The following is a 19,583-nucleotide window of genomic DNA, read 5'->3' as shown; positions in this document are numbered from 1 at the left end:
GGGTAGCGGAAACCTACGACCAGCAGTAACAGTTACTTTGCGTCCACCTGGATCCGGGTCCCGCTGTCGGCCGAGCGCTGGACGGCGTCGAGCACCCGGTGCACGCCCACGGCGTGCGCGAAGTCCGGCAAGTCGCCCTTGAGGTGGCGGGCGTAGGCGTGCGCCACGTTGTACGACGGCTCGGCGCTGCGGCCGGCCAGCTGCGGCAGCTCGTACCGCGCGGGCACGGTCAGCTTCTCCAGCGTCCCGGTCCGGCTGCCGCGCAGCGTGAGCTTCGCGATCCAGAACAGCGGGTCCGCGGCCCCGACGACCAGCGTGCCCTCGGTGCCGTTGATCTCCCAGTGGAAGTCCGTGGCCGGCGACGTCCCGCCCCGCAGGTGCAGCGACGCGACCGCGCCGCCGGTCAGCACGCCGGTGACGGCGATCTGGTCCGGCGCGGTCATCTCGACGGACTCGCCGGTGACCTCGTCGCGCACCCGCGGCCGGACCGTCGCCATCGTCGCCGAAAGCTGGGCGAAACCGCCGAGGACCATGGCCACCGCGTCGACGGTGTGCGCGAACGGGATGGTCAGCATCGTCGCCCCGCCCGCGGGGTGCAGCTGGTAGCCGCGGCCGGCCCGCACACTCGGCCCCCAGTTCGCGCCCGAAGCGATGAGCGACGTCGAAAGCACGCGGCCGACGTAGCCGTCCTTGATGAGGTCACGCAGGTAGCGCAACGCCGGCGCGGACCGCCCCTGCAGGCCGACCGCGGTCGTCCGGCCCCGGGCGGCTTCGGCCAGCGCCTCGGTTTCGGCCAGGCTGACGCCCAGCGGCCACTCGCTCAGCACCTGCTTGCCCGCGGCCAGCGCGGGCTCGATGAGCGCGCGGTGCTGCGGCACCTTCACGGCGACCACGACGAGGTCGACCTCCGGGTGCCGGGCGAGCTCGCCGGCGTCGCCGAAGGTCAGCGGCACGCCGTACTTCTCGCCGGCCACCCGCGCCGAGTCCGCGCTGCTGCCGCTGAGCGCGCGGAGTTCGTAGCCGTCCACCGCGGCCAGCGCGGGCACGTGCGCGGTGGCGGCCCAGCCGCCGTTCGCGCTGAGCCCGACGATGCCGACCCGGACCGGAGCCATGAGCGTTCCTTTCGTCGCCTGCACAGAGCCCGACGTGCCGAGCGTCGTGCGCATTCCCGTATCGGCGCAAGCCGCATCCGGTTACGACGACATGACTTCGATCACCCACGACCCGCCGATCGGCCGCGCGCGGGTCGGCCGAGTGGCCGATGCCGGCTCCGGACCGGCGAGCTCTTCGACCGAAGCGGTACCGGGGGCAAGATCCATAGCGTCGATGGCATGACGAACGCACAGCTCACAGCCCTGCAGTACGGCTTCATCGCCTTCCTCGCGCTGTGGTCCGTGGTGCTGGTCCCGCAGCTGATCACCCAGCTCGCCCGGCACGGCGGCCTGCGCCCGCGCAGCATCGCGACGACGGCGGCGGTGCTGCTCTACGGCTGTTTGGCGGTCGCGGTCGTCCTCCTGCCGCTGCCGGACCCCGGCACCCGCCGGCTCGGCCAGACGGTGCAGCTGCACCCGTTCCAGTGGATCGCCGACATCCACACGGAGCTGCTCAAGCACGGCGGGGACTGGTTCACGACGCAGACGTTCCAGCAGGCGTGCCTGAACGTCCTGCTGTTCGTGCCGCTCGGGGTGTTCGCGCGCACCCTGTGGCGCCGCGGCCTGACCGGCACCGCGCTGATCGGCTTCACGGCGTCGCTGCTCATCGAGTTCACGCAGCTCACCGCCAACTTCGGCACGGCACCGTACGTCTACCGGATCTTCGACGTCGACGACCTCATGAACAACACGGCAGGCGCGGTGGCCGGCTGGGTGTTCGGCGCCCTTCTGCTGACGCTCCTGCGTTCACCGGTCGACGTGCAGCCGGCCCGGCGCGAGCGGGTCCACCTCGCCGAGACGCGCTAGCCGCGCTTTCCGCTGCAGCGCGGCCCGCTTGGCGGCCCGCCGGTCTTCCAGGACGACGACCAGCGCGGCGACGGCCAGTACCAGCGCGACCAGCCCGAGGACGATCGGAAGCTGCACGAAATCCTCCTCGGTACGGCGCTGTGCGGGAGATCACACAGGTTACGCAGGTCAGTACCGAATTCGCTACCCCACGCGACGAAGCGGTGGTCCGGGATCGACCGGAAACTGGACGGGTGAGCAACCGACCCACGAAGGACCAGCTGGCCGCGGCGCACAACGCCACCATCCCCGACGTCATCGTCCCCGGCCTCGACGTCCTCTTCTGCGGCATCAACCCCGGCCTCTACTCCGGCGCACTCGGGCAGCACTTCGCCCGGCCCGGCAACCGCTTCTGGCCCGCGCTCCACAACGGCGGCTTCACCCCGCGGCTCTACTCGCCCAGCGAGCAGGACAAGCTGCTGGAGCTCGGCCTCGGCGTCACGAACGTCGTCGCCAGGACCACCGCCCGCGCCGACGAGCTGACCGACGACGAACTCCGCGAAGGCGGAAAACTGCTGGTCAACAAGGTGCTCAAGTACCGGCCGCGGTGGCTGGCCGTCGTCGGGATCACCGCCTACCGGACCGCCTTCGGCTTCCCGAAGGCGCGCGTCGGGCGGCAGGACCACCGGATCGGCGACACCCACGTGTGGGTGCTGCCGAACCCGAGCGGGCTCAACGCGCACTGGACGCCGGCCGGGCTGGCGGCCGAATTCGCCGAGCTGCGGGCCGCATCCGGCAACTGTCGAAATCGTTGAAACTCCTGCGGGCCACCCTCAGTAGCGCCGACTGCCCCATCAGGTCCCTTCCCGCCCGGCCGAGCCATCTCTTCAAGATCGACTTCTACGGAAAGTTTGCTGTGACCGGCGGATTGGGCCATGAGGGGGATTTGGCGTCATGAGCTGCGCAATCGCGACTCGTACCAAGCAGGAGGAGTCACTTCCGACCGGTCCAGGCAGGGAGACCGGACGACGCCGGAGACGTCCGGCGCCCCGGGAGCGACAGCGCAGAGACGGAGGCCCGCGATGCACGGCATCGAGCCCACCCGCAGGCCCACCGGGCCGGCCGGACCAGGCGGGCGCAGCCTCGGCGTGGCGGTCGTCGATCCCGTGCCGATCTTCCGCGACGGCCTCGCCGCGCTCGTGCACCGCAGCCAGGGCCTGCACTGGGCCGGGCAGGCCGCCAGCCACCACGCCGCCCTGCAGCTGTGCGAGCAGGTCAAGCCGGACGTCGTCGTGCTCGACTCGGCGCTCGACCCGAACTGCCACCTGACCAAGCTGCTCAACTCCGGTGACCCCGCGCTGATCCTGGTCACCATGATCCGTGACGCGAATCGCACGCAGCAGTACCTCGCGGCCGCGATCGCCGCCGGCGCGCACGCGATCGTGCCGCGGTCGATCGATTCACGACGGCTCGCCGAAGCGATCCGGCGGGCGCACAGCGAACGCCGTTACATCGACCCGGCGCTGGCCGCGTTGACCGCCCGGCCGAAGCGCACGACCACCCCGAAGGGCGACCTCGCCCACGACAGCCCGCCGTCGCCGCGCGGCGCGATGCCGCTGTCCAGGCGCGAGTACCAGGTGCTCCAGCTGGTCGCCGAGGGCCTCGAGAACTCGGCGATCGCGAAGCTGCTGTTCCTGTCGGTCGAGACCGTCCGAACCCACGTGAAGAGCATTCTGCGCAAGCTTTCCGCCCGGGACCGCACACACGCGGTGACGATCGCCTTCCGCAGCGGGATCCTGATCGCCCGACCGGAAGACGGGTACCTCCCGGTGACGGCGGACACAACGGCGATCCCGGGCCATCGCTGAGGCCCGTTCCCCAGGCAGAAGGCAACATTCGGGTGGATTTCCGATACTCGGAAGTGCGGATCCGCTTGCTCTGGTTACCCGCAGGTAATATCCTGAAGTTACCGGCGAGTAAGGCGAACGTGTGCCCGGCCGGGGAGCCGAACACATTGGAGTGACGACATGGGCCACTACAAGAGCAACGTCCGAGACCTGGAGTTCAACCTCTTCGAGGTACTCGGCGTGCAGGAGCGCCTCGGCAAGGGTGTGCTCGCCGAATCCGACGAAGAAACCGCCCGCGGTGTGCTGTCCGAGCTGAACAAGCTCGCGACCGGCCCGCTCGCCGAGTCCTTCGCCGACGCCGACCGCAACCCGCCCGTCTACGACCCGAAGACGTTCAGCGTCAAGATCCCCGAGTCCTTCAAGAAGAGCTACAAGCAGCTCCTCGACGGCGAGTGGTGGCGCCTCGGCCTGACCAACGACCTCGGTGGCTTCGGCCTCCCCCCGACGGTCCAGTGGGCGGCGTCCGAGCTCATCCTCGGCGCGAACGCCCCGCTGTTCATGTACATGGCGGGCCCGAACTTCGCGATGATCGTGAACAAGAACGGCACCGAAGAGCAGAAGCACTGGGCCCAGATCATGATCGACCGGCAGTGGGGCGCCACCATGGTGCTGACCGAGCCGGACGCCGGCTCCGACGTCGGCGCGGGCCGCACCAAGGCCACCAAGCAGGAGGACGGCTCCTGGCACATCGACGGCGTCAAGCGGTTCATCACCTCGGCCGAGCACGACATGAGCGAAAACATCATGCACCTCGTGCTGGCCCGCCCCGAGGGCCCGGGCATCGAGACCAAGCCGGGCACCAAGGGCCTGTCGCTGTTCCTCGTGCCGAAGTTCCACTTCGACACCAAGACCGGTGAGCTGGGCGAGCGCAACGGCGCCTTCGTCACGAACGTCGAGCACAAGATGGGCATCAAGGCCTCGACGACGTGCGAGCTGACCTTTGGCCAGCACGGCACCCCGGCCAAGGGCTGGCTGCTCGGCGAGGTGCACGACGGCATCGCGCAGATGTTCCAGGTCATCGAGTACGCCCGGATGATGGTCGGCACGAAGGCCATCGCGACCCTGTCGACGGGTTACCTCAACGCGCTCGAGTACGCCAAGGAGCGCGTCCAGGGCGCCGACCTGCCGAACATGCTGAACAAGACCGCGCCGCGCGTCACCATCACGCACCACCCGGACGTCCGCCGCTCGCTGATGCTCCAGAAGGCGTACGCCGAGGGCCTCCGCGCGGTGTACCTCTACACGGCGTCGTTCCAGGACCAGCTGTGGACCGGCGACGGCGACCAGAAGCTCGCGCACGGCGTCAACGACCTGCTGCTGCCGATCGTCAAGGGTGTCGGCTCCGAGCGCGCCACCGAGCAGCTCGTGCAGTCGCTGCAGACGCTGGGCGGCTCCGGCTTCCTGCAGGACTACCCGATCGAGCAGTACATCCGCGACGCCAAGATCGACTCGCTGTACGAGGGCACCACGGCCATCCAGTCGCTGGACTTCTTCTTCCGGAAGATCGTCCGCGACAAGGGCCAGTCGCTGGCCTACGTCGCCGGTGAGATCACCAAGTTCATCGAGTCCGAGGCGGGCAACGGCCGGCTCAAGAACGAGCGTGCGCTGCTCAAGCAGGCCCTCGAGGACACCCAGGGCATGCTCGGCTCGCTGATCGGCTACCTGACCGCGTCGCAGGAGGACCCGCAGAGCATCAACAAGGTCGGCCAGCACACGGTCCGCCTGCTGATGTCGGTCGGCGACCTGCTCATCGGCTGGCAGCTGCTCAAGCACGCCGAGGTCGCCATCGGCAAGCTCGACGCGGGCGCGTCCGCCAAGGACACCCCGTTCTACGAGGGCAAGATCGCCGTGGCGTCGTTCTTCGCGAAGCAGGTGCTGCCGGAGCTGACCGCCCGCCGCGCCATCGTGGAGGCCGCCGACAACGCGCTCATGGAGATCGACGAAGCCGCGTTCTGATCAACGCGTTCCACCGAAGGGCCCCTTCCCACCCGGAAGGGGCCCTTTCGGCGTTTCGGGCCCAGATCCCCGGGGAATTCCGTCTGCGAGTTCGCGGGACCGAGTGGCCGGACCCGCGATCACCGAGAGGAGAAAGTGATGACTGTCGCCGGCATCATCAGCGCCATCATCGTCGGGCTGATCATCGGCGTTCTGGGCCGGCTGGTCGCTCCCGGCAAGCAGAACATCCCGATCTGGCTGACCATCGTGATCGGTATCATCGCCGCCTTCATCGGCACGGCCATCGCGCGCGGTCTCGGCTACGCCGACACGAACGGCATCGACTGGCTGGAGATCCTCACCCAGGTCGTGCTGGCCGCGATCGGTGTCAGCATCGCCGCGGGCGCGTACGGTCGCCGTGGGGTAACCAGGTAACGCTTTCGGATCTTGCGGCCCGGCCGGTCCACTTCGCGTGGACCGGCCGGGCTTTTCCGTGGCTACCGCCCGGCCGACGCGCGGGCGAGCGCGACGGCGAACCCGGCGCCGACCAGCAGCAACGCCGCGGCCCATGTCATCGTCGTGGCGATGGCGGACGCGGACGAACCGGCGGCGAGCGTGAGAAAGAGGCTCCCGAAGGTCGCCACCCCGATGACCTGGCCGAGCTGCAACGTCGTCGTGAGCAGGCCGCTCGCGTCCGCCGCGCGCTCGAGCGGGACGTGGGTGAGCGCGTGCGCCATCAGGGAGCCGAACGCCAGGCCCATGGAGAGGCCGAACAGCACGAGCGCGGTGAAGAACAGGGCGCCGCCGTTTCCGCCGTCCTTGAGGCTCCACCCCAGCAACGCGTACGCGACCGCCGACCCCGCGTAGCCGCCCGGCGTCAACGCGGCATGGACGCGTCGGGGCAGCTTGTGCCAGAAGAACCCGCAGACGCCGAAGACCACGCCGCCCGGCGCCATGGTCAGCCCGGCGGCCAGCGCCGTCTCCCCGAGGCCCGCCTGCAGGTGCAAGGCCACGCAGAAGAGGAAACCGCCGTAGGACGCCACTCCGGTGCCCAGCGCGGCCAGTCCCGGCGCGACCCCGCGGATCTTCAGGACACCGAGGTCGACCAGCGGGTCGCGGACCCGGCGTTCCACCACCACGAACAGCACCGCCAGCAGCACGCCCGCCGCGAGCGAGCCGAACGTCCACGCCGGCCAGCCGGTTTCGTGCCCGAGGACGAGCGGCAGGACGACCAGCACCACGGCGGGCACGGCGAGGGCGAGGCCGGCGAGGTCGAGCCGCCGGCCCGCCTTGGCCGCGCCGCCCGGCACGAGACGCCGGGCGAGCACGGCCACGAGCACGCCGATCGGGACGTTGACCAGGAAGATCGGCCGCCAGCCCGCGCCGAAGAGGTCGGCGCCGACGAGCACCCCGCCGAGCACCTGGCCGGCCACGAACGCGACGGAGATGACCGCGGTGTACGCGCTGAGCGCCCTGGCCCGCGCGGGGCCGGTGAACTGCGCCTGGATGACGCTGACGACCTGCGGCATCATCAGCGCGGCGCCGGCGCCCTGTGCGATCCGCGCGACGACCAGCGTCGTCGCGCCGGGTGCGAATCCGCAGAGCAGCGAGCAGCCGGTGAAGGCGAGGACGCCGGTGACGAACAGCCGTCGCCGCCCGAACAGCTCGCCGAGGCGGGCGCCGGTGATCAGGAGCATCGCGTAGCCAACGGTGTAGCCGGACACGACGAGCTGCAGCGCGGCGCCGGACGCGTGCAGGTCGGTGCGGATGTCGGTCATGGCGACGTTCACGACGGTGACGTCCAGCAGGGCCATGAACTGGCCGAGGAGCAGGACGGCCAGCATGAACCACGGCCGCCGGTCCGGCCGGGCGGCCCGGTCCGGGACGGCCGGGGCAGAGGTGGTCAGAGTCATGGCTCCGACCTTGGGGTGCTCCGGTCCGGCGCGGAGAGAGCCTGGCGATGCTGGTACCGGCAGCACCCGGCTCCCCGGAAATTGTCGTACCCCTCCGGCACCATGGTCCGCATGACGTCGACGCAGGTCCACACCAGCCGCCGGGAGGAACTCGGCCAGTTCCTCAAGGCGTGCCGCGCGCGGATCGGCCCGGAGGAGGTCGGGCTGCCGCCCGGCGTCCGCCGTCGCACGAGCGGGTTGCGGCGGGAAGAGGTCGCGCTGCTCGCCGGCGTCGGCGTCACCTGGTACACGTGGCTGGAGCAGGGGCGGCCGATCAACGCGAGCGCGCAGGTGCTCGACGCCGTGGCGCGCACGCTGCGGATGGACCACCCCGAGCGGGAGCACCTGTACCGGCTGGCGGAGCTGACACCGTCCCGGCTGCCGTCGTCGGCCGAGGTGGTGCCGGAGGCGGTGCGCGAGGTGCTGCGCGCGCTCGATCCGCTGCCCGCCACGGTGGTCAACGGCCGGTTCGACGTCCTGGAGTCGAACGCGGCCCAGGAGGAGCTGTTCTGGGAGTGGCACAGCCTGCCGTGCCTGCACAAGAACCTGCTGTGGTGCTGCGTGACCGAGCCGAACGCGCGGCGGATGCTGCTGAACTACGACGAGGAGGTCCAGCACATGGTCGCGCGGATGCGCGCCGAGTACGGCAGGCACGTCGGTGACCCGTCGTGGGAGGAGGACATCCGGCGGCTGGGCGCGCTGAGTCCCGAGTTCGCCGCGCTGTGGGCGCGGCACGAGGTGGCGGAGCCGCGGCCGAGGCTGCGGGAGTTCGAGCACCCGCGGGCGGGCCGGATGCGCCTGCGGCTGACCGAGCTGGCCGTCTCGGAGGCGCCGGGCCTGCGGATCCAGGTGTCCACTCCGGACGACGCGTCGACGTGGGCGCTGCTGCCCTTGACCAGGCGGTCGCGATGACGGCACTGGACCTGAGCGATCAGGGGCTGACGTCGGTGCCTGCCATCCCGCCCGACGTCACCCGGCTCGACCTGTACAAGAACGCGATCGCGGAGGTGCCCGGGTCGCTGTGGTCGCTGACCGGGCTGCGCGTGCTGAACCTGGCGGCGAACCGGATTTCCACGCTGCCGCCGGGGATCTCGGCGCTGGAGTCGCTGCACACGCTCGACCTGGCGCACAACCGGTTCGACGCGCTGCCCGAGGAGCTGGGCGAGCTGGCCGGGCTCACCGAGTACCTGTACGTCAGCGACAACCGGCTGACGAAGTTCCCGGAAGCCTGGTGCCGGCTGAGCAAGCTGCGGTACCTGGGGTGCACGGACAACCGGCTCACCTCGTTGCCGCCGGACCTGTCGGGGTTCGCGGCGCTGCGCGAACTCCGGCTCTACCGCAACGAACTGACCGCGCTGCCCGAGTCGGTCGGCGCGCTGGGTGCGTTGCGGGAGCTGCACCTGCGCGGCAACCGGCTCACCGCGCTCCCGGAGTCGATCGGCGCGCTGGGTGAGCTGCGTCAGCTGGACCTGCGGGAGAACTCGCTGACGACGCTGCCGGCGTCGCTCGCCCGCCTGTCCAAATTGGACAAGCTGGATCTGCGGTGGAACAAGCAGCTCCGGGAGCCGGCGTGGCTGCGCGACTTCGAGGAGGCGGGGTGCATGGTCCTTCGCTGACAACTCAACAGAGCACGGTCGGGCGCGGGCCGTAGGTCGCGGTGTGCGACGTCCGCCGGAGCTCGGTACCGCTTGCGAGGTCGTAGAACACGCGCGTGTCGGTGACGCTGAAGCCGGATGAACCGATCGACGGCCGGCACGGTTCGGTCCCGCCGGAGCCGAACTGGATCGGCGGCGGGTCGCCGGGGGTCTGGGCCCCCGTCTGGCTCTCGACGCGGAAGTGCCGGGTGCCCCAGATCCGGACGGTCACCGAGTCGCCGGAGACGGTGGCCTGGATGGCGATGCCGGTCGCGGCGTCGTTGGTCAGCTTGAGCTCGACCGGGCTGCCGTCGGCGTTGACGGCCTTGGCGTCGCGGCCGACGGGGTAGCGGTCGAGGTAGTGGTCGTGCTCCAGGTGGCCGGCGTCGGCCAGGCCGGCGAGGTAGGCGGCGTTGTACAAAGTGGACGCCAGCTGGGAGACACCGCCGCCGACCACGTCCGGGCCGGTGCCGTCCTCATTGGCCGGGGCCGGCACGTAGCCGGCGTCCGCGGTGCGCGGGCCGGAGCGGCCGCCGAGGCTGAACGTCTCGCGGGGCTTGACGATCGCGCCGGACACGCGGGCGGCGAGCGTCCGGTTGTTCGTCGCGGCCGGCCCGGTCAGGCCGGAGGTGGTGAACTCGCCGATGACTTCCTTGATGCCGAGCGCGCTGGCGGCGTCGGTGGTCACGCTGGGTGCCGACGCGCTGTAGACGACGGGGAGATCCCGCCCGTCGGTCTTCTTGAGCACGTCGATCAGGGGGAGGAAAGTCTTCTCCCAGTCCACCTTGCGGGCTTCTTCGGACGGCTCGACCGTCGGCTGGTCGCCGGTGAAGACGATCTGCGCGTCCTTGCCTTCGGTTTCGGTGCTCGCGAGCTGGTCCTTGAGGGCGGCCTGCAGCTTGCCCTGGTCGATGCGGACCTCGAGGGCCCCGCCCTCGACCACGGCGAACTGGAACGAAGCCGCGATGGTGGCGGGCTTCAGCGGAACGTCCTTGCCTTCGCCGTGCACGAGGACGGGCTTCGCGACGGCGGGCACGACGATCTGCCGGCAAGCGGCCTGCACCCCGGCGGCGGTCGCCCGCACGGGCGTGATCGCCATGGCCAGCTTGACCCCGCCGGGGTCGAGCCAGTGGTCGGTGACGGCGTGCACGGCGCCGGCGAGGTCGGTCAGCTGCTGGCCCTGACGCGGCAGGATCGGGTAGGCGTCGACACCGCCGTCGCTGCCCGCGATCGGGGTGAACCCGACCGAGCCTTCGGTGGCGGGGTGGTTCAGCTTGCCGTCGGCCAGCTCCCGCAGAGCGTCGGCGATCCGGTTCTGGTCGGTGCGCGTGGCCACCCCGACCTCGCGGCTGCTGAAGAAGGACATGATCCGCGTGATCGGGCTGAGCGGCTGGTGCCCGGCGAGCCCGAGGGTGTTCGGCCAGTCGAGCCCGAGCCCGGACTGCGAGGGCACGAGTTCGGCCTGCACATCCCCACCGTGGACGACGACGGGCCGGATCAGCCGCGGTTCGAGCTCCTTCCGCAGCTTGGCCTCGGCCTCGGCGTGGCTGAGCCCGCCGACCTCGATCCCGGCCACGGTGACGCCACGCGGAACATCCCCGGCACTGACGGCGAGATCGATGCCGTAGAGGATGACGAAGAGCCCCAGAGCGAGCCCGACGGCCATCATGGCCCGGGCCACCCCGGTGCGCAGCTTCCGCGCCGGAGTGTCCGGCGCCGGCTGGGGCGCGGGATTTTCGAGCAGCTCGCCGAGCAGGTCATCGGAGAAGAGATCGGTGGCGGCAGGCTCACCCGCCGCCGCGCCGCCAACGGGCGGCCAAACGGGCGCGACTTCGGTGGCAGGTTCGAGCGGCGCAGGCTCTTCGGCCGCAGCGACCGGCGCAGGCGGATCAGCGACCTCGGGTGCAGGCTCGGCGGTCAATGCGGGCACTTCAACCGCAGCGACCTCCGGCGCAGGCGGATCGGGCAGGGCAGGCGGATCGGGTGTCTCCGCGCTCTCCGGCGCCGCGGCCGCGGCCGTTCGCTCGGCTGCCGACAGCTCCTGCTCGGCGTCGGGCCACACCTCGGCGGCCGTTGGTTCAGCCGCTCCGGGCTCGGCCTCGAGCGTTTCCGCGGCCTCGCGTCCCTCTTCGTCTGCCACGCGCCTGCCTTTCGCGGGACCCGACCTACAGGTAGAGCCCCGTCCCGTGCTCGGTGAGCTCGGTCGCCACGGCGTGGATGTCGCGTTCGCGCATCACCAGGTGCCCCTCGCCCTGGATCTCGACCTCTAGCTGATCCTCCGGGTTGAAGAGCACGCGGTCGCCGGTCTTGACGTTGCGCACACTGTTGCCCACGCCCAGTACATCACCCCACGCCAGCCGTCGCGCTACCTGCGCCGTTGCGGGGATCACGATGCCGCCGCTGCTGCGGCGCTCTCCCTCTTCCGGCGACAGCCGCACGAGTACCCGGTCGTGCAGCATCTGGATTTCGAGTTTCGGCCCGTCAGACACGGCCTGCATGTTACTCGCCGGTCGTCGGCTCACCGGCCATGACCAGGCTCAATTCGCTCGACCCGCCGTCCTCGACGCGGACCGGGACGCCCCAGTCCTGCCGGGTGATCCGGCACGCCGGGTGCTCACCACCGTCGTCGCAGCTCGCGGCCTGTGCGACGACCTGCAGCACGCCCTCGGTGACGCCCGGGGCCAGGCGGATCCTGCGGCTCAGATCCGTGCCCGTCCCGCCGCCGTCGGCGAGCAGCGAAGGCGGCGAAGCGCTGATCTCGAGCCGGGTCGACGGGCCGAAGCGGTCGTCCAGCTTCTCGCCGGGCGGGGCCGTGAACACCACCGAAAAGTCGATCTCGCCGGGGGCGAGCACCGTCGGCGGGCGGCGCACCGCGTGCGCGTCGCCGGTGACGAGCGTCGGCTCGGCCGCCGTGAGCGGGGCCAGCCGGTGGCCCGCGGACTCGACGACCAGCAGCTCGCCGTCGTGCAGCAGCAGGCCCTGCGGCTCGGCGAGCCCGGTGGCGATCGTGGTCACCTCGCGGGTGAAGACGTCGAAGCGGCGGACCGCGCCGTTGTACGTGTCGGCGATCGCGATCTTGTCGCCGGGCAGCACGGCCAGGCCCAGCGGGTGCTGGAGCAGCGCCTTGTCGGCCGGGCCGTCGGTGTGGCCGAAGGAGAACAGGTCGACGCCGATCGCCGTCTGCACCTTGAACGACTCGCCCTCAGGCTCGATCCAGCGCAGCGCCGACGTCTCCGCGTCGACCAGCCACAGCTTGTCGCCGTCCACGGCCAAGCCGGACGTCTGCGCGAAGAACGCTTCGCTGACGTCGCCGTCGCGAAGGCCCTCGACGGTCGTCCCGGCGAAGCGGCGGATCAGGCCGGCGACCGGGTCGAACACGCTCAGCGTGTGGTTGCCCGCCATCGCGACGACGACCCCGCCGGCCGGGCCCCACCAGGCGACGTCCCACGGGCTCGTGAGGTCGACCTCGGCGGCCTTGCCCGAGTCCGGCCCGCTGCGCCACTGGGCGCCGGTGCCGGCGACCGTCGTGACCTCGCCGGTGATCAGGTCGAGGCCGCGCAGCCGGTGCCCGGCCGTGTCGGCGACGACGGCGTGGTAGCCGACGCGCTCGGCGATGTCGTACGGCAGCAGCGCGATGCCCGACGGCTCGGCGAAGGTCGCGATGTCGAACGGGCCGTCCTGACCTCCGCGGGCCCCGCTGCCGAAGCGGCGGATGACGGTCTCGCCGTCGGACGCAAACTCGACGATCGCGTGGTGCCCGGTGTCGGCGACCAGGACGCGCCCCTCGGCGGTGGCGACGGCCTTGCTCGGGAACCGCAGCTCGGCGGGCTGCTCCTCGACCGGCACGTACGGGCTGCCGCCGCGGCGAAGCGTCCCCTTCGCTTCGTGCTTCGTCACGAGATCCGCGATGACGCGGCGAAGCGCTTCTCCGTGCCCTTCGCCCGCGGCGACGTGCACGACGTACCCCTCCGGGTCGACGACGACCAGCGTCGGCCACGCGCGGACCGCGTACTGCGACCACAGCTCCATCTTGGGGTCGTTGACCACCGGGTGGTGCACGTCGTAGCGGCGGACCGCGGCTTCGATCGAGGCGCGCTCACCCTCGTGCAGGAACTTCGGCGAGTGAACACCGATGGTGACCAGCACGTCCGCGAACTCGGCTTCCAGCGGACGCAGCTCGTCGAGCACGTGGAGGCAGTTGATGCAGCCGCTGGTCCAGAAGTCCAGCAGCACGACGCGGCCACGCAGCCCGGCGAGGGTGAGCGGGCGGCCACCGGTGTTCAGCCAGACGTCGCCGCGCAGCTCGGGGGCGCGCACGCGGCTCTGCGGTCGTGGAGAAGTCACGGCATGAGTGAACTACACGCGTTCACGCTCTGTTCCGCGGTCCGCCCCGATGAGAGAACAAACTCACCCGGACGTGTTCACCAGGTCGGCGCGAAAAAGGACGCGCGGGCAGGTGAGCCGCCGCTTAGGCTCGGGCCATGACACCCGTCCAGCCGGCCGGCGCCCTCACTCCGGAGGAGGCGCGGCACCTGCAGGAGAACCTCCGGGAACCCGTGCGTCCCGGGCTGAGCGAAACCGAGCTCGACGAGGTCGAGCGCCGGTTCGGCTTCCGCTTCGCCGCGGACCACCGGACGTTCCTGTCCGCCGGTGTCCCGATCGGCGACCGCTGGCCCGACTGGCGCTGCGGCAACGCCGAGCAGCTGCGCAAACGTTTGGCCTGGCCGGTCGACGGCGTGCTGTACGACGTCGAGCACAACGGCTTCTGGCTCCCGGAGTGGGGCACGCGCCCGGTCGGCCCGGAGGACGCGGTCCGCGAAGCCCGGCGCCGCCTGGCCGACGTGCCGCAGCTGGTGCCGGTGTGCGGGCACCGGTACCTGCCCGGCGTGCCGGGCTCGGTGGGTTACCCGGTGCTGTCGGTGTACCAGACGGACATCATCGTGTATGGCAGTGACCTGCGGGACTACCTGCACCGCGAGTTCGCGACGGGCGGCATCAGCACGGCCCCGCCGGACGGCCCGCGCTACATACCGTTCTGGTCCCGCTTCATCGACTAGCTGTCCCGGCGCAGCATGCGGCTGACACCGGCGGCCACGGTGGTCGCCAGGATCCAGCCCGACGCCGTGAAGCCGGCCGCGACCCAGTTGTCCGTGCCGTGCATGTACCACCTCGACTTGTTGCCGAAGTCCACGATCGGGACCAGCAGGTCCGCCGTGTAGATCACCGGGTTCCACTGCAGGCCGGTGTCCTGCTGGTTCACCACGCACCGGGGGCCGTTCGCGATGATCTGGTGGGCCTGGTCCGACGGCTTCCACGTGATGCAGTCGTCGGTGCCCAGGCCGAACCACAGGCTCCCCAGCACCAGCAGCGTCAGCAGCCAGCCGAGCGCGCGGACCGGGCGGTAGCCGTAGCCGACCATCGACCGCTGCAGCCAGCTCCACAACCGGACACCCGGCCCGAAGAACTTGAACCCCCGCGCCAGCGCCTCGTACCGGAACTGCTGCTTGCGCAGCGCCACCGTCGAGGCGTGCTCTTCGTTCCCGGCCGCGCGCAGCATGTGCGCGAGCTGGTCGTACGGCCCCGGCCGGTAGCCGCGCATGGCGCGGCGCAGGAGCTCGATGCGCTCGTCCAGGGCCTTGTCGTCGTCGAGGGGGATGCCCTTCTTCAACGCGTCGTAGCGGAAGTCCTCCAGCTCGATGCCCTCGGAGGCCGCCCAGAACTGGTTGTTGTCGCTCAGCGTCCCGCAGTGGGCGCGCCTCAGCACGACCCGGCCCGCCGGTGGGCTGCTCGGGGTCAGGATGAACTCGTCCGAGGCGACGTCGCCCGCGTCGAGGGCCACGCCGAACGGCGGCAACGACCCGAGCTGGGAACCGCGCAGGTCGACGCGGCGGGCCACCTGGGCGCCGTCGAGGTTGACGCCGCCTTCGGCCACGAACGGGCGGCCGTTGTTGTCGCGCAGGGTCAGGTCGCGGCCGACCCGGCCGGTGCGGACGTCGAGCGAATAACTGCTGGTCGCGCGGCTGCCCGGGTCGGTCAGCCGGGTGCCCGCCAGGTTGATGCTGCCGCCGACGTCCACACCCTGCAGGCGCAGCGTGCCGTGGATGGTGGCGTCGGTGAGCTGGAAGTTGCCGGCGATCTTCGAGCGGCGGGCGGAGAACACGTCCCGGCCGGGGTGGCGGAACATCGAGTTCCAGGCCAGGAAGTTGCCGCCGACGGTGACGTCGGCCAGGCGCAGCTGCCCGGCCGGCACGCGCAGGCTCGTCGCCTCGATGTCGCCGCCGATCTCGGTGCCGTCCAGGTGCAGCGCGCGGTCGTAGTACGGCACCGTCTTGCCGCGCTCGACCCGGATCTCGGCGCCGGCCAGCCGCAGCGAGCCACCGACCCGGGCGTTGACCATGCGCAACGTCCCCAGCGCCTGCAGGCCGTCCGACAGCTCGACGTTGCCGTCGACGCGCATCCGGTCGGCGACCAGCGCCGGCCGCGGGTCGATGTACGGGTCGTTGGACTTCCAGGCGTCGACGGCGATCGGCCCGTGCTGCGACACCGTCAGCTTGGCCTCGCGCAGTGAGATGTCGCTGTCGACGGTGGCGCTCGGCAGGTACATGATCCCGGTCGCGGAGAACCGCTTGCGCTGGCTGGCCGGCCCGTAGTTGTCGACCTCGCACAGCAGGCTGCCGCCGATGTGCAGGCCGTTGCCGTTGAGCGCGAAGCCGTCCGGGTTGTTCAGCGTGGCGCCGGAAAAGTTGACGTTACCGCCGGTCCGCAGGCCCGGGAGGCGGACTTCGCCGTTCGCGACCATCCGGTAGGCCAGCAGCGCACCGGTCAGCACCAGGCGGTCCGCCTGGATCGCCTTGCCGTGCGGGTGCGAAATCACCGTGCGGGTGAGGACCATCGAGCCTTCGATCACCGCGTCGGTCAGGTTGACCGCGGCGTTCGGCATGCCGCGTTCGCGGTCGTCGCCGCGCTGGACGGTGGTCTCTTCGATCTCCCGCCGGTCGCCGTCGACCTGGACGACGCTGCGGATCAGCCGGACGTCGTTGCGGCTGCGCATGTTGCGGGCCTTGAGCCCGGGCAGCCAGCACTTGCGGAACACGAGCCCGAGCAGGTTCGCCTCGCGCACGTCCGGCGGCTGTTCGAACCGGCACCGCTCGAACCGGAACAGGTACTTGAGGTCCGCGGCCCGCAGGTCCAGCGTGCCGGTGATGTAGGCGTCCTCGACGTAGACGATCGGGGCGTTCGTGGCCTGCCGCCGCCAGCGCATCAGGCCCGCGTTGCCGGGTTTCAGCAGTTCGGAGGCCTTGACCTCGTACCGGCGGTCCGGGATGCCCGCGAAGGGGTCCAGCGGCGGCAAAGCGCTTTCCGTCGACATGACCCCTCCCTCACCCCGCCATCAAGGTAGCGAAAAAACGGCGGAAACGGTGCCGGAACACCGTTTCCGCCGTGGGACACCTTCAGGCGTTGGGATTGAGCACCCGGGCGAGGAAGGACTTGGTCCGTTCTTCACGCGGGCTCCCGATGACCTGCTCGGGCGGCCCTTCCTCGACGACGACCCCGCCGTCCATGAACAGGACCTTGTCCGCCACCTCGCGCGCGAACTGCATCTCGTGCGTGACGACGACCATGGTCATGCCGTCCTTGGCGAGCTGCTTCATCACGCCGAGGACGTCGCCGACCAGCTCCGGGTCCAGCGCCGACGTCGGCTCGTCGAACAGCATCAGCTTCGGCTGCATCGCGAGCGCCCGGGCGATCGCGACCCGCTGCTGCTGCCCGCCGGACAGCTGCGCCGGGTAGTTCTTCGCCTTGTCCGCGAGGCCGACGCGCTCCAGCAGTTCCAGCGCGCGCTGCCGGACCTGGGCCTTCGGCTCGCGCCGGACCTGGATCGGCGCCTCCATGATGTTTTCGAGCGCCGTCATGTGCGGGAAGAGGTTGAAGCGCTGGAACACCATGCCGATGTCCTTGCGCTGGAGCGCGACCTCGCTCTCGCGCAGCTCGTGCAGCTTGTCGCCGCGCTGCTTGTAGCCGACGAGCACGCCGTCGACGTAGAGCCGGCCGGCGTCGATCTTCTCGAGGTGGTTGATGCAGCGCAGCAGCGTCGACTTGCCCGAGCCGGACGGCCCGATCAGGCAGAGCACCTCCCGCTCGTGCACCTCGAGGTCGATGCCCTTGAGGACGTCGACGCTGCCGAAGCTCTTGCAGATCTTCTGTGCGGACACGACGGGGGTCATGTGACGTTCCCTCCACCCCGGCTGAACAGCCGGCTGCGCAGGCCGGTCCGTGGGGTGACGCTTTGCGAGCTACCACGGGCGAAGTACTTCTCGATCTGGATCTGGACGGCCGTCAGGATCGACGTCATGAACAGGTACCAGATCACCGCGGTGAGCAGCAGCGGGATCGTCTTGAAGTTCTGCGCGTAGATGGTCTGGACCGCGACCATCAGCTCGTAGTAGCCGATCGCGACCACCAGTGACGTGGTCTTCAGCATCGCGATCGTCTCGTTCCCGGTGGGCGGCACGATCACCCGCATGGCCTGCGGCAGGATGATGCGCCGCAGCGTGGTCGTCCGCTTCATGCCGAGCGCGGACGCCGCCTCCAGCTGACCGCTGTCGATCGACTGGATGCCGCCGCGCACGATCTCCGCCATGTACGCGGCTTCGTTGAGGCCGAGGCCGAGCAGCGAGGCCGTGAACTGGTTGATCAGCGTGTTCGTGTCCCACGAAACGAACTCGGGCCCGAACGGGATGCCGAGGCCGAGCCGCGGGTAGGCGAACGCGAGGAAGTTCCAGAACACCAGCTGGGTGATCAGCGGGGTGCCGCGGAACAACCAGATGTAGATGCTGGCGGCGCCCTTGGTGAGCGGATTCGGCGACAGCCGCATGACCGCCAGCACGACCCCGCCCACGATGCCGATGAGCATCGAGATCACGGTCAGGATCAGGGTGTTCTGCAGACCGCGCAGCACGCGGTCGTTGAACAGGTAGTCCCAGACGGTGGGCCAGCTGAAGTTGTCGTTCGTGACGATGCTGCGAACGACGATGAAGGCGATGAAGAGGACGACCACCCCGGCCACCCAGCGCCCGTAGTGGCGCACCGGGACGGCCTTGATGGGGGTGGTGTCGACGTCGACCCGGTCACCGGGAGGCGCGTCGGAAGAACTGGACACTGACTGAAGCCTCTCTACCCGGCTCAGGAAGCCGCCGGGTTGAGTTCCGACTTGCTGACCGCGCCGGCTGCCGACAGACCCCACTTGTCGAGGATCTTCTTGTAGGTGCCGTCGTCGATCAGGGCCTGGACCGCGGCCTGGACCGCCTTGCCGTAGTCGCCGCTGTCCTTCTTCAGGATGATGCCGTAGGGCGCCGTGTCGTACGGCTCGCCGACGACCTCAAGCTGCCCGTTGGTCTGCTTGACCGCGTAGTCGACGACCGGCGAGTCGGCCAGCTCGCCCTGCACCCGCTTCGCGGTGAGCGCGAGGTTCACGTCGGTCTGGGCCTGCAGCTGGGTCACGTCGATCGCCGGCTTGCCCTCCGAGGTGCACTTCTGCGACCGCTTGTCCAGGTCGTCGACCTGGACGGTGCCCTTCTGCACGCCCATCTTCTTGCCGCACAGGTCGTCGATGCTCAGCTTGTCGGGGTTGCCCTTGAGCACGCCGAGCGACGTCCCCGCCTTGTAGTAGCTGACCATGTCGACGATCTGGAGCCGTTCCGCGTTGACGCTGAACGACGACATCGCGAGCTCGTACTTGCCGGCCTGGATGCCCGGGATGATCCCGTCGAAGGCGGAGTTCTGGAACTCCATCTTCAGGCCGAGCTTCTGCCCGATCGCGGTGCCGAGGTCCACGTCGAAGCCGGTGACCTTGCCGGACTCGTCCTGGAACTCGTTCGGCGGGTAGCTCTGGTCCTGGCCGACCAGGATCTTGCCGTCCGTCTTGATCGCGTCCGGGACCATGGCGGCGAGCTTGTCGTCCTTGGCGACCGTGCCCACGTCACCCGATCCGGCGCCCGGCGCCGAGGCGGAGGGGCTCGTGTTGACGTTGCCCGCGCCGCTCCCGCCCGCTCCGCAGGCCACGGTCAGGCCGACCAGGGCGAACGCAGGCAGCATTGCGAGCGCCTTGAGTTGGGTTCCTCGGGCCACGTCGTCACTCCTCGTAGTTCTCAGGTTCTGAGAGCACGCATATTGCCACTCATCCATACCAAAGCACAGCACCGTGAAGTTACGGCGATG

At 70.3% G+C, this 19,583-nt stretch carries 19 protein-coding genes; 9 read left to right on the top strand and 10 right to left on the bottom strand.

Annotated features, from left to right (window positions below):
• Positions 1–32 precede the first annotated feature (32 nt).
• The gene (locus ACWEGE_RS12455; protein WP_449660509.1) at positions 33–1,112 is read right to left on the bottom strand and encodes a Gfo/Idh/MocA family protein; all 1,080 of its coding nucleotides are present in this window, start codon (positions 1,110–1,112) and stop codon (positions 33–35) included.
• Here ACWEGE_RS12455 and ACWEGE_RS12450 point away from each other — a divergent pair.
• Together ACWEGE_RS12450 and ACWEGE_RS12445 are read left to right on the top strand one after the other, a co-directional pair.
• Entirely contained in the window at positions 1,111–1,335 is a 225-nt protein-coding gene (locus ACWEGE_RS12450; protein ID WP_449660508.1) for a hypothetical protein, read from the top strand. The two genes, ACWEGE_RS12455 and ACWEGE_RS12450, sit on opposite strands and share 2 nt — an antisense overlap.
• Positions 1,332–1,958, top strand: coding sequence for a VanZ family protein (locus tag ACWEGE_RS12445; protein WP_449660507.1), 627 nt, complete (start codon positions 1,332–1,334; stop codon positions 1,956–1,958). Before ACWEGE_RS12450 ends, ACWEGE_RS12445 begins: the two co-directional genes overlap by 4 nt.
• On the opposite strand, the gene ACWEGE_RS12440 is transcribed toward ACWEGE_RS12445, so the two are convergent.
• Positions 1,899–2,075, bottom strand: coding sequence for a hypothetical protein (locus ACWEGE_RS12440; protein ID WP_003058066.1), 177 nt, complete (start codon positions 2,073–2,075; stop codon positions 1,899–1,901). The two genes, ACWEGE_RS12445 and ACWEGE_RS12440, sit on opposite strands and share 60 nt — an antisense overlap.
• Before the next feature lie 116 nt (positions 2,076–2,191).
• Here ACWEGE_RS12440 and mug point away from each other — a divergent pair, with 116 nt between their 5' ends.
• From mug to ACWEGE_RS12420, 4 genes are all read left to right on the top strand, one after another.
• Positions 2,192–2,752 (top strand): G/U mismatch-specific DNA glycosylase, encoded by a 561-nt coding sequence (gene mug, locus ACWEGE_RS12435; protein ID WP_449660506.1) that lies wholly within the window; start codon positions 2,192–2,194, stop codon positions 2,750–2,752.
• Between the two features lie 267 nt (positions 2,753–3,019).
• Entirely contained in the window at positions 3,020–3,805 is a 786-nt protein-coding gene (locus tag ACWEGE_RS12430; RefSeq protein WP_449660505.1) for a response regulator transcription factor, read from the top strand.
• 159 nt (positions 3,806–3,964) lie between these two features.
• Positions 3,965–5,800, top strand: a complete 1,836-nt coding sequence (locus tag ACWEGE_RS12425) for an acyl-CoA dehydrogenase (protein WP_449660504.1) — start codon at positions 3,965–3,967, stop codon at positions 5,798–5,800.
• Between the two features lie 138 nt (positions 5,801–5,938).
• On the top strand, positions 5,939–6,214 hold the full coding sequence (locus tag ACWEGE_RS12420; RefSeq protein ID WP_176173976.1) for a GlsB/YeaQ/YmgE family stress response membrane protein: 276 nt from the start codon (positions 5,939–5,941) through the stop codon (positions 6,212–6,214).
• A 62-nt stretch (positions 6,215–6,276) separates the two neighbouring features.
• Here ACWEGE_RS12420 and ACWEGE_RS12415 read toward each other — a convergent pair whose 3' ends face one another.
• Complete coding sequence (locus ACWEGE_RS12415) at positions 6,277–7,692, bottom strand: MFS transporter (protein WP_449660503.1); 1,416 nt, start codon at positions 7,690–7,692, stop codon at positions 6,277–6,279.
• 111 nt (positions 7,693–7,803) lie between these two features.
• Here ACWEGE_RS12415 and ACWEGE_RS12410 point away from each other — a divergent pair, with 111 nt between their 5' ends.
• Complete coding sequence (locus tag ACWEGE_RS12410; protein ID WP_449660502.1) at positions 7,804–8,643, top strand: helix-turn-helix transcriptional regulator; 840 nt, start codon at positions 7,804–7,806, stop codon at positions 8,641–8,643.
• Positions 8,640–9,347, top strand: coding sequence for a leucine-rich repeat domain-containing protein (locus ACWEGE_RS12405; RefSeq protein ID WP_449660501.1), 708 nt, complete (start codon positions 8,640–8,642; stop codon positions 9,345–9,347). Before ACWEGE_RS12410 ends, ACWEGE_RS12405 begins: the two co-directional genes overlap by 4 nt.
• A gap of 4 nt (positions 9,348–9,351) precedes the next feature.
• On the opposite strand, the gene ACWEGE_RS12400 is transcribed toward ACWEGE_RS12405, so the two are convergent.
• From ACWEGE_RS12400 to ACWEGE_RS12390, 3 genes are read right to left on the bottom strand one after another with little or no spacing between them, the layout of a single operon-like run.
• The gene (locus ACWEGE_RS12400) at positions 9,352–11,505 is read right to left on the bottom strand and encodes a VanW family protein (protein ID WP_449660500.1); all 2,154 of its coding nucleotides are present in this window, start codon (positions 11,503–11,505) and stop codon (positions 9,352–9,354) included.
• 25 nt (positions 11,506–11,530) lie between these two features.
• Positions 11,531–11,863, bottom strand: coding sequence for a GroES family chaperonin (locus tag ACWEGE_RS12395; RefSeq protein WP_449660499.1), 333 nt, complete (start codon positions 11,861–11,863; stop codon positions 11,531–11,533).
• A gap of 1 nt (position 11,864) precedes the next feature.
• Positions 11,865–13,682 (bottom strand): NHL domain-containing thioredoxin family protein, encoded by a 1,818-nt coding sequence (locus tag ACWEGE_RS12390; protein ID WP_449660610.1) that lies wholly within the window; start codon positions 13,680–13,682, stop codon positions 11,865–11,867.
• 164 nt (positions 13,683–13,846) lie between these two features.
• Between ACWEGE_RS12390 and ACWEGE_RS12385 the strand changes: the two genes are divergently transcribed.
• Entirely contained in the window at positions 13,847–14,422 is a 576-nt protein-coding gene (locus tag ACWEGE_RS12385) for a hypothetical protein (RefSeq protein ID WP_449660498.1), read from the top strand.
• On the opposite strand, the gene ACWEGE_RS12380 is transcribed toward ACWEGE_RS12385, so the two are convergent.
• The 4 genes from ACWEGE_RS12380 to ACWEGE_RS12365 form a co-directional block, all read right to left on the bottom strand.
• Positions 14,419–16,734 carry an oxidoreductase gene (locus ACWEGE_RS12380; RefSeq protein WP_449660497.1) on the bottom strand — a complete coding sequence of 772 codons (2,316 nt, stop codon included), beginning with the start codon at positions 16,732–16,734 and terminating at the stop codon, positions 14,419–14,421. The two genes, ACWEGE_RS12385 and ACWEGE_RS12380, sit on opposite strands and share 4 nt — an antisense overlap.
• Positions 16,735–16,816: 82 nt before the next feature.
• Positions 16,817–17,590 (bottom strand): amino acid ABC transporter ATP-binding protein, encoded by a 774-nt coding sequence (locus ACWEGE_RS12375; protein WP_449660496.1) that lies wholly within the window; start codon positions 17,588–17,590, stop codon positions 16,817–16,819.
• Positions 17,587–18,525, bottom strand: coding sequence for an amino acid ABC transporter permease (locus ACWEGE_RS12370; RefSeq protein ID WP_449660495.1), 939 nt, complete (start codon positions 18,523–18,525; stop codon positions 17,587–17,589). Before ACWEGE_RS12370 ends, ACWEGE_RS12375 begins: the two co-directional genes overlap by 4 nt.
• Before the next feature lie 23 nt (positions 18,526–18,548).
• On the bottom strand, positions 18,549–19,460 hold the full coding sequence (locus ACWEGE_RS12365; protein WP_449660494.1) for an ABC transporter substrate-binding protein: 912 nt from the start codon (positions 19,458–19,460) through the stop codon (positions 18,549–18,551).
• Positions 19,461–19,583: the final 123 nt, after the last annotated feature.

The sequence above is a fragment of the Amycolatopsis sp. NPDC004747 genome, from assembly GCF_053601335.1.
This window is presented reverse-complemented; position numbering and strand designations above follow the sequence as displayed.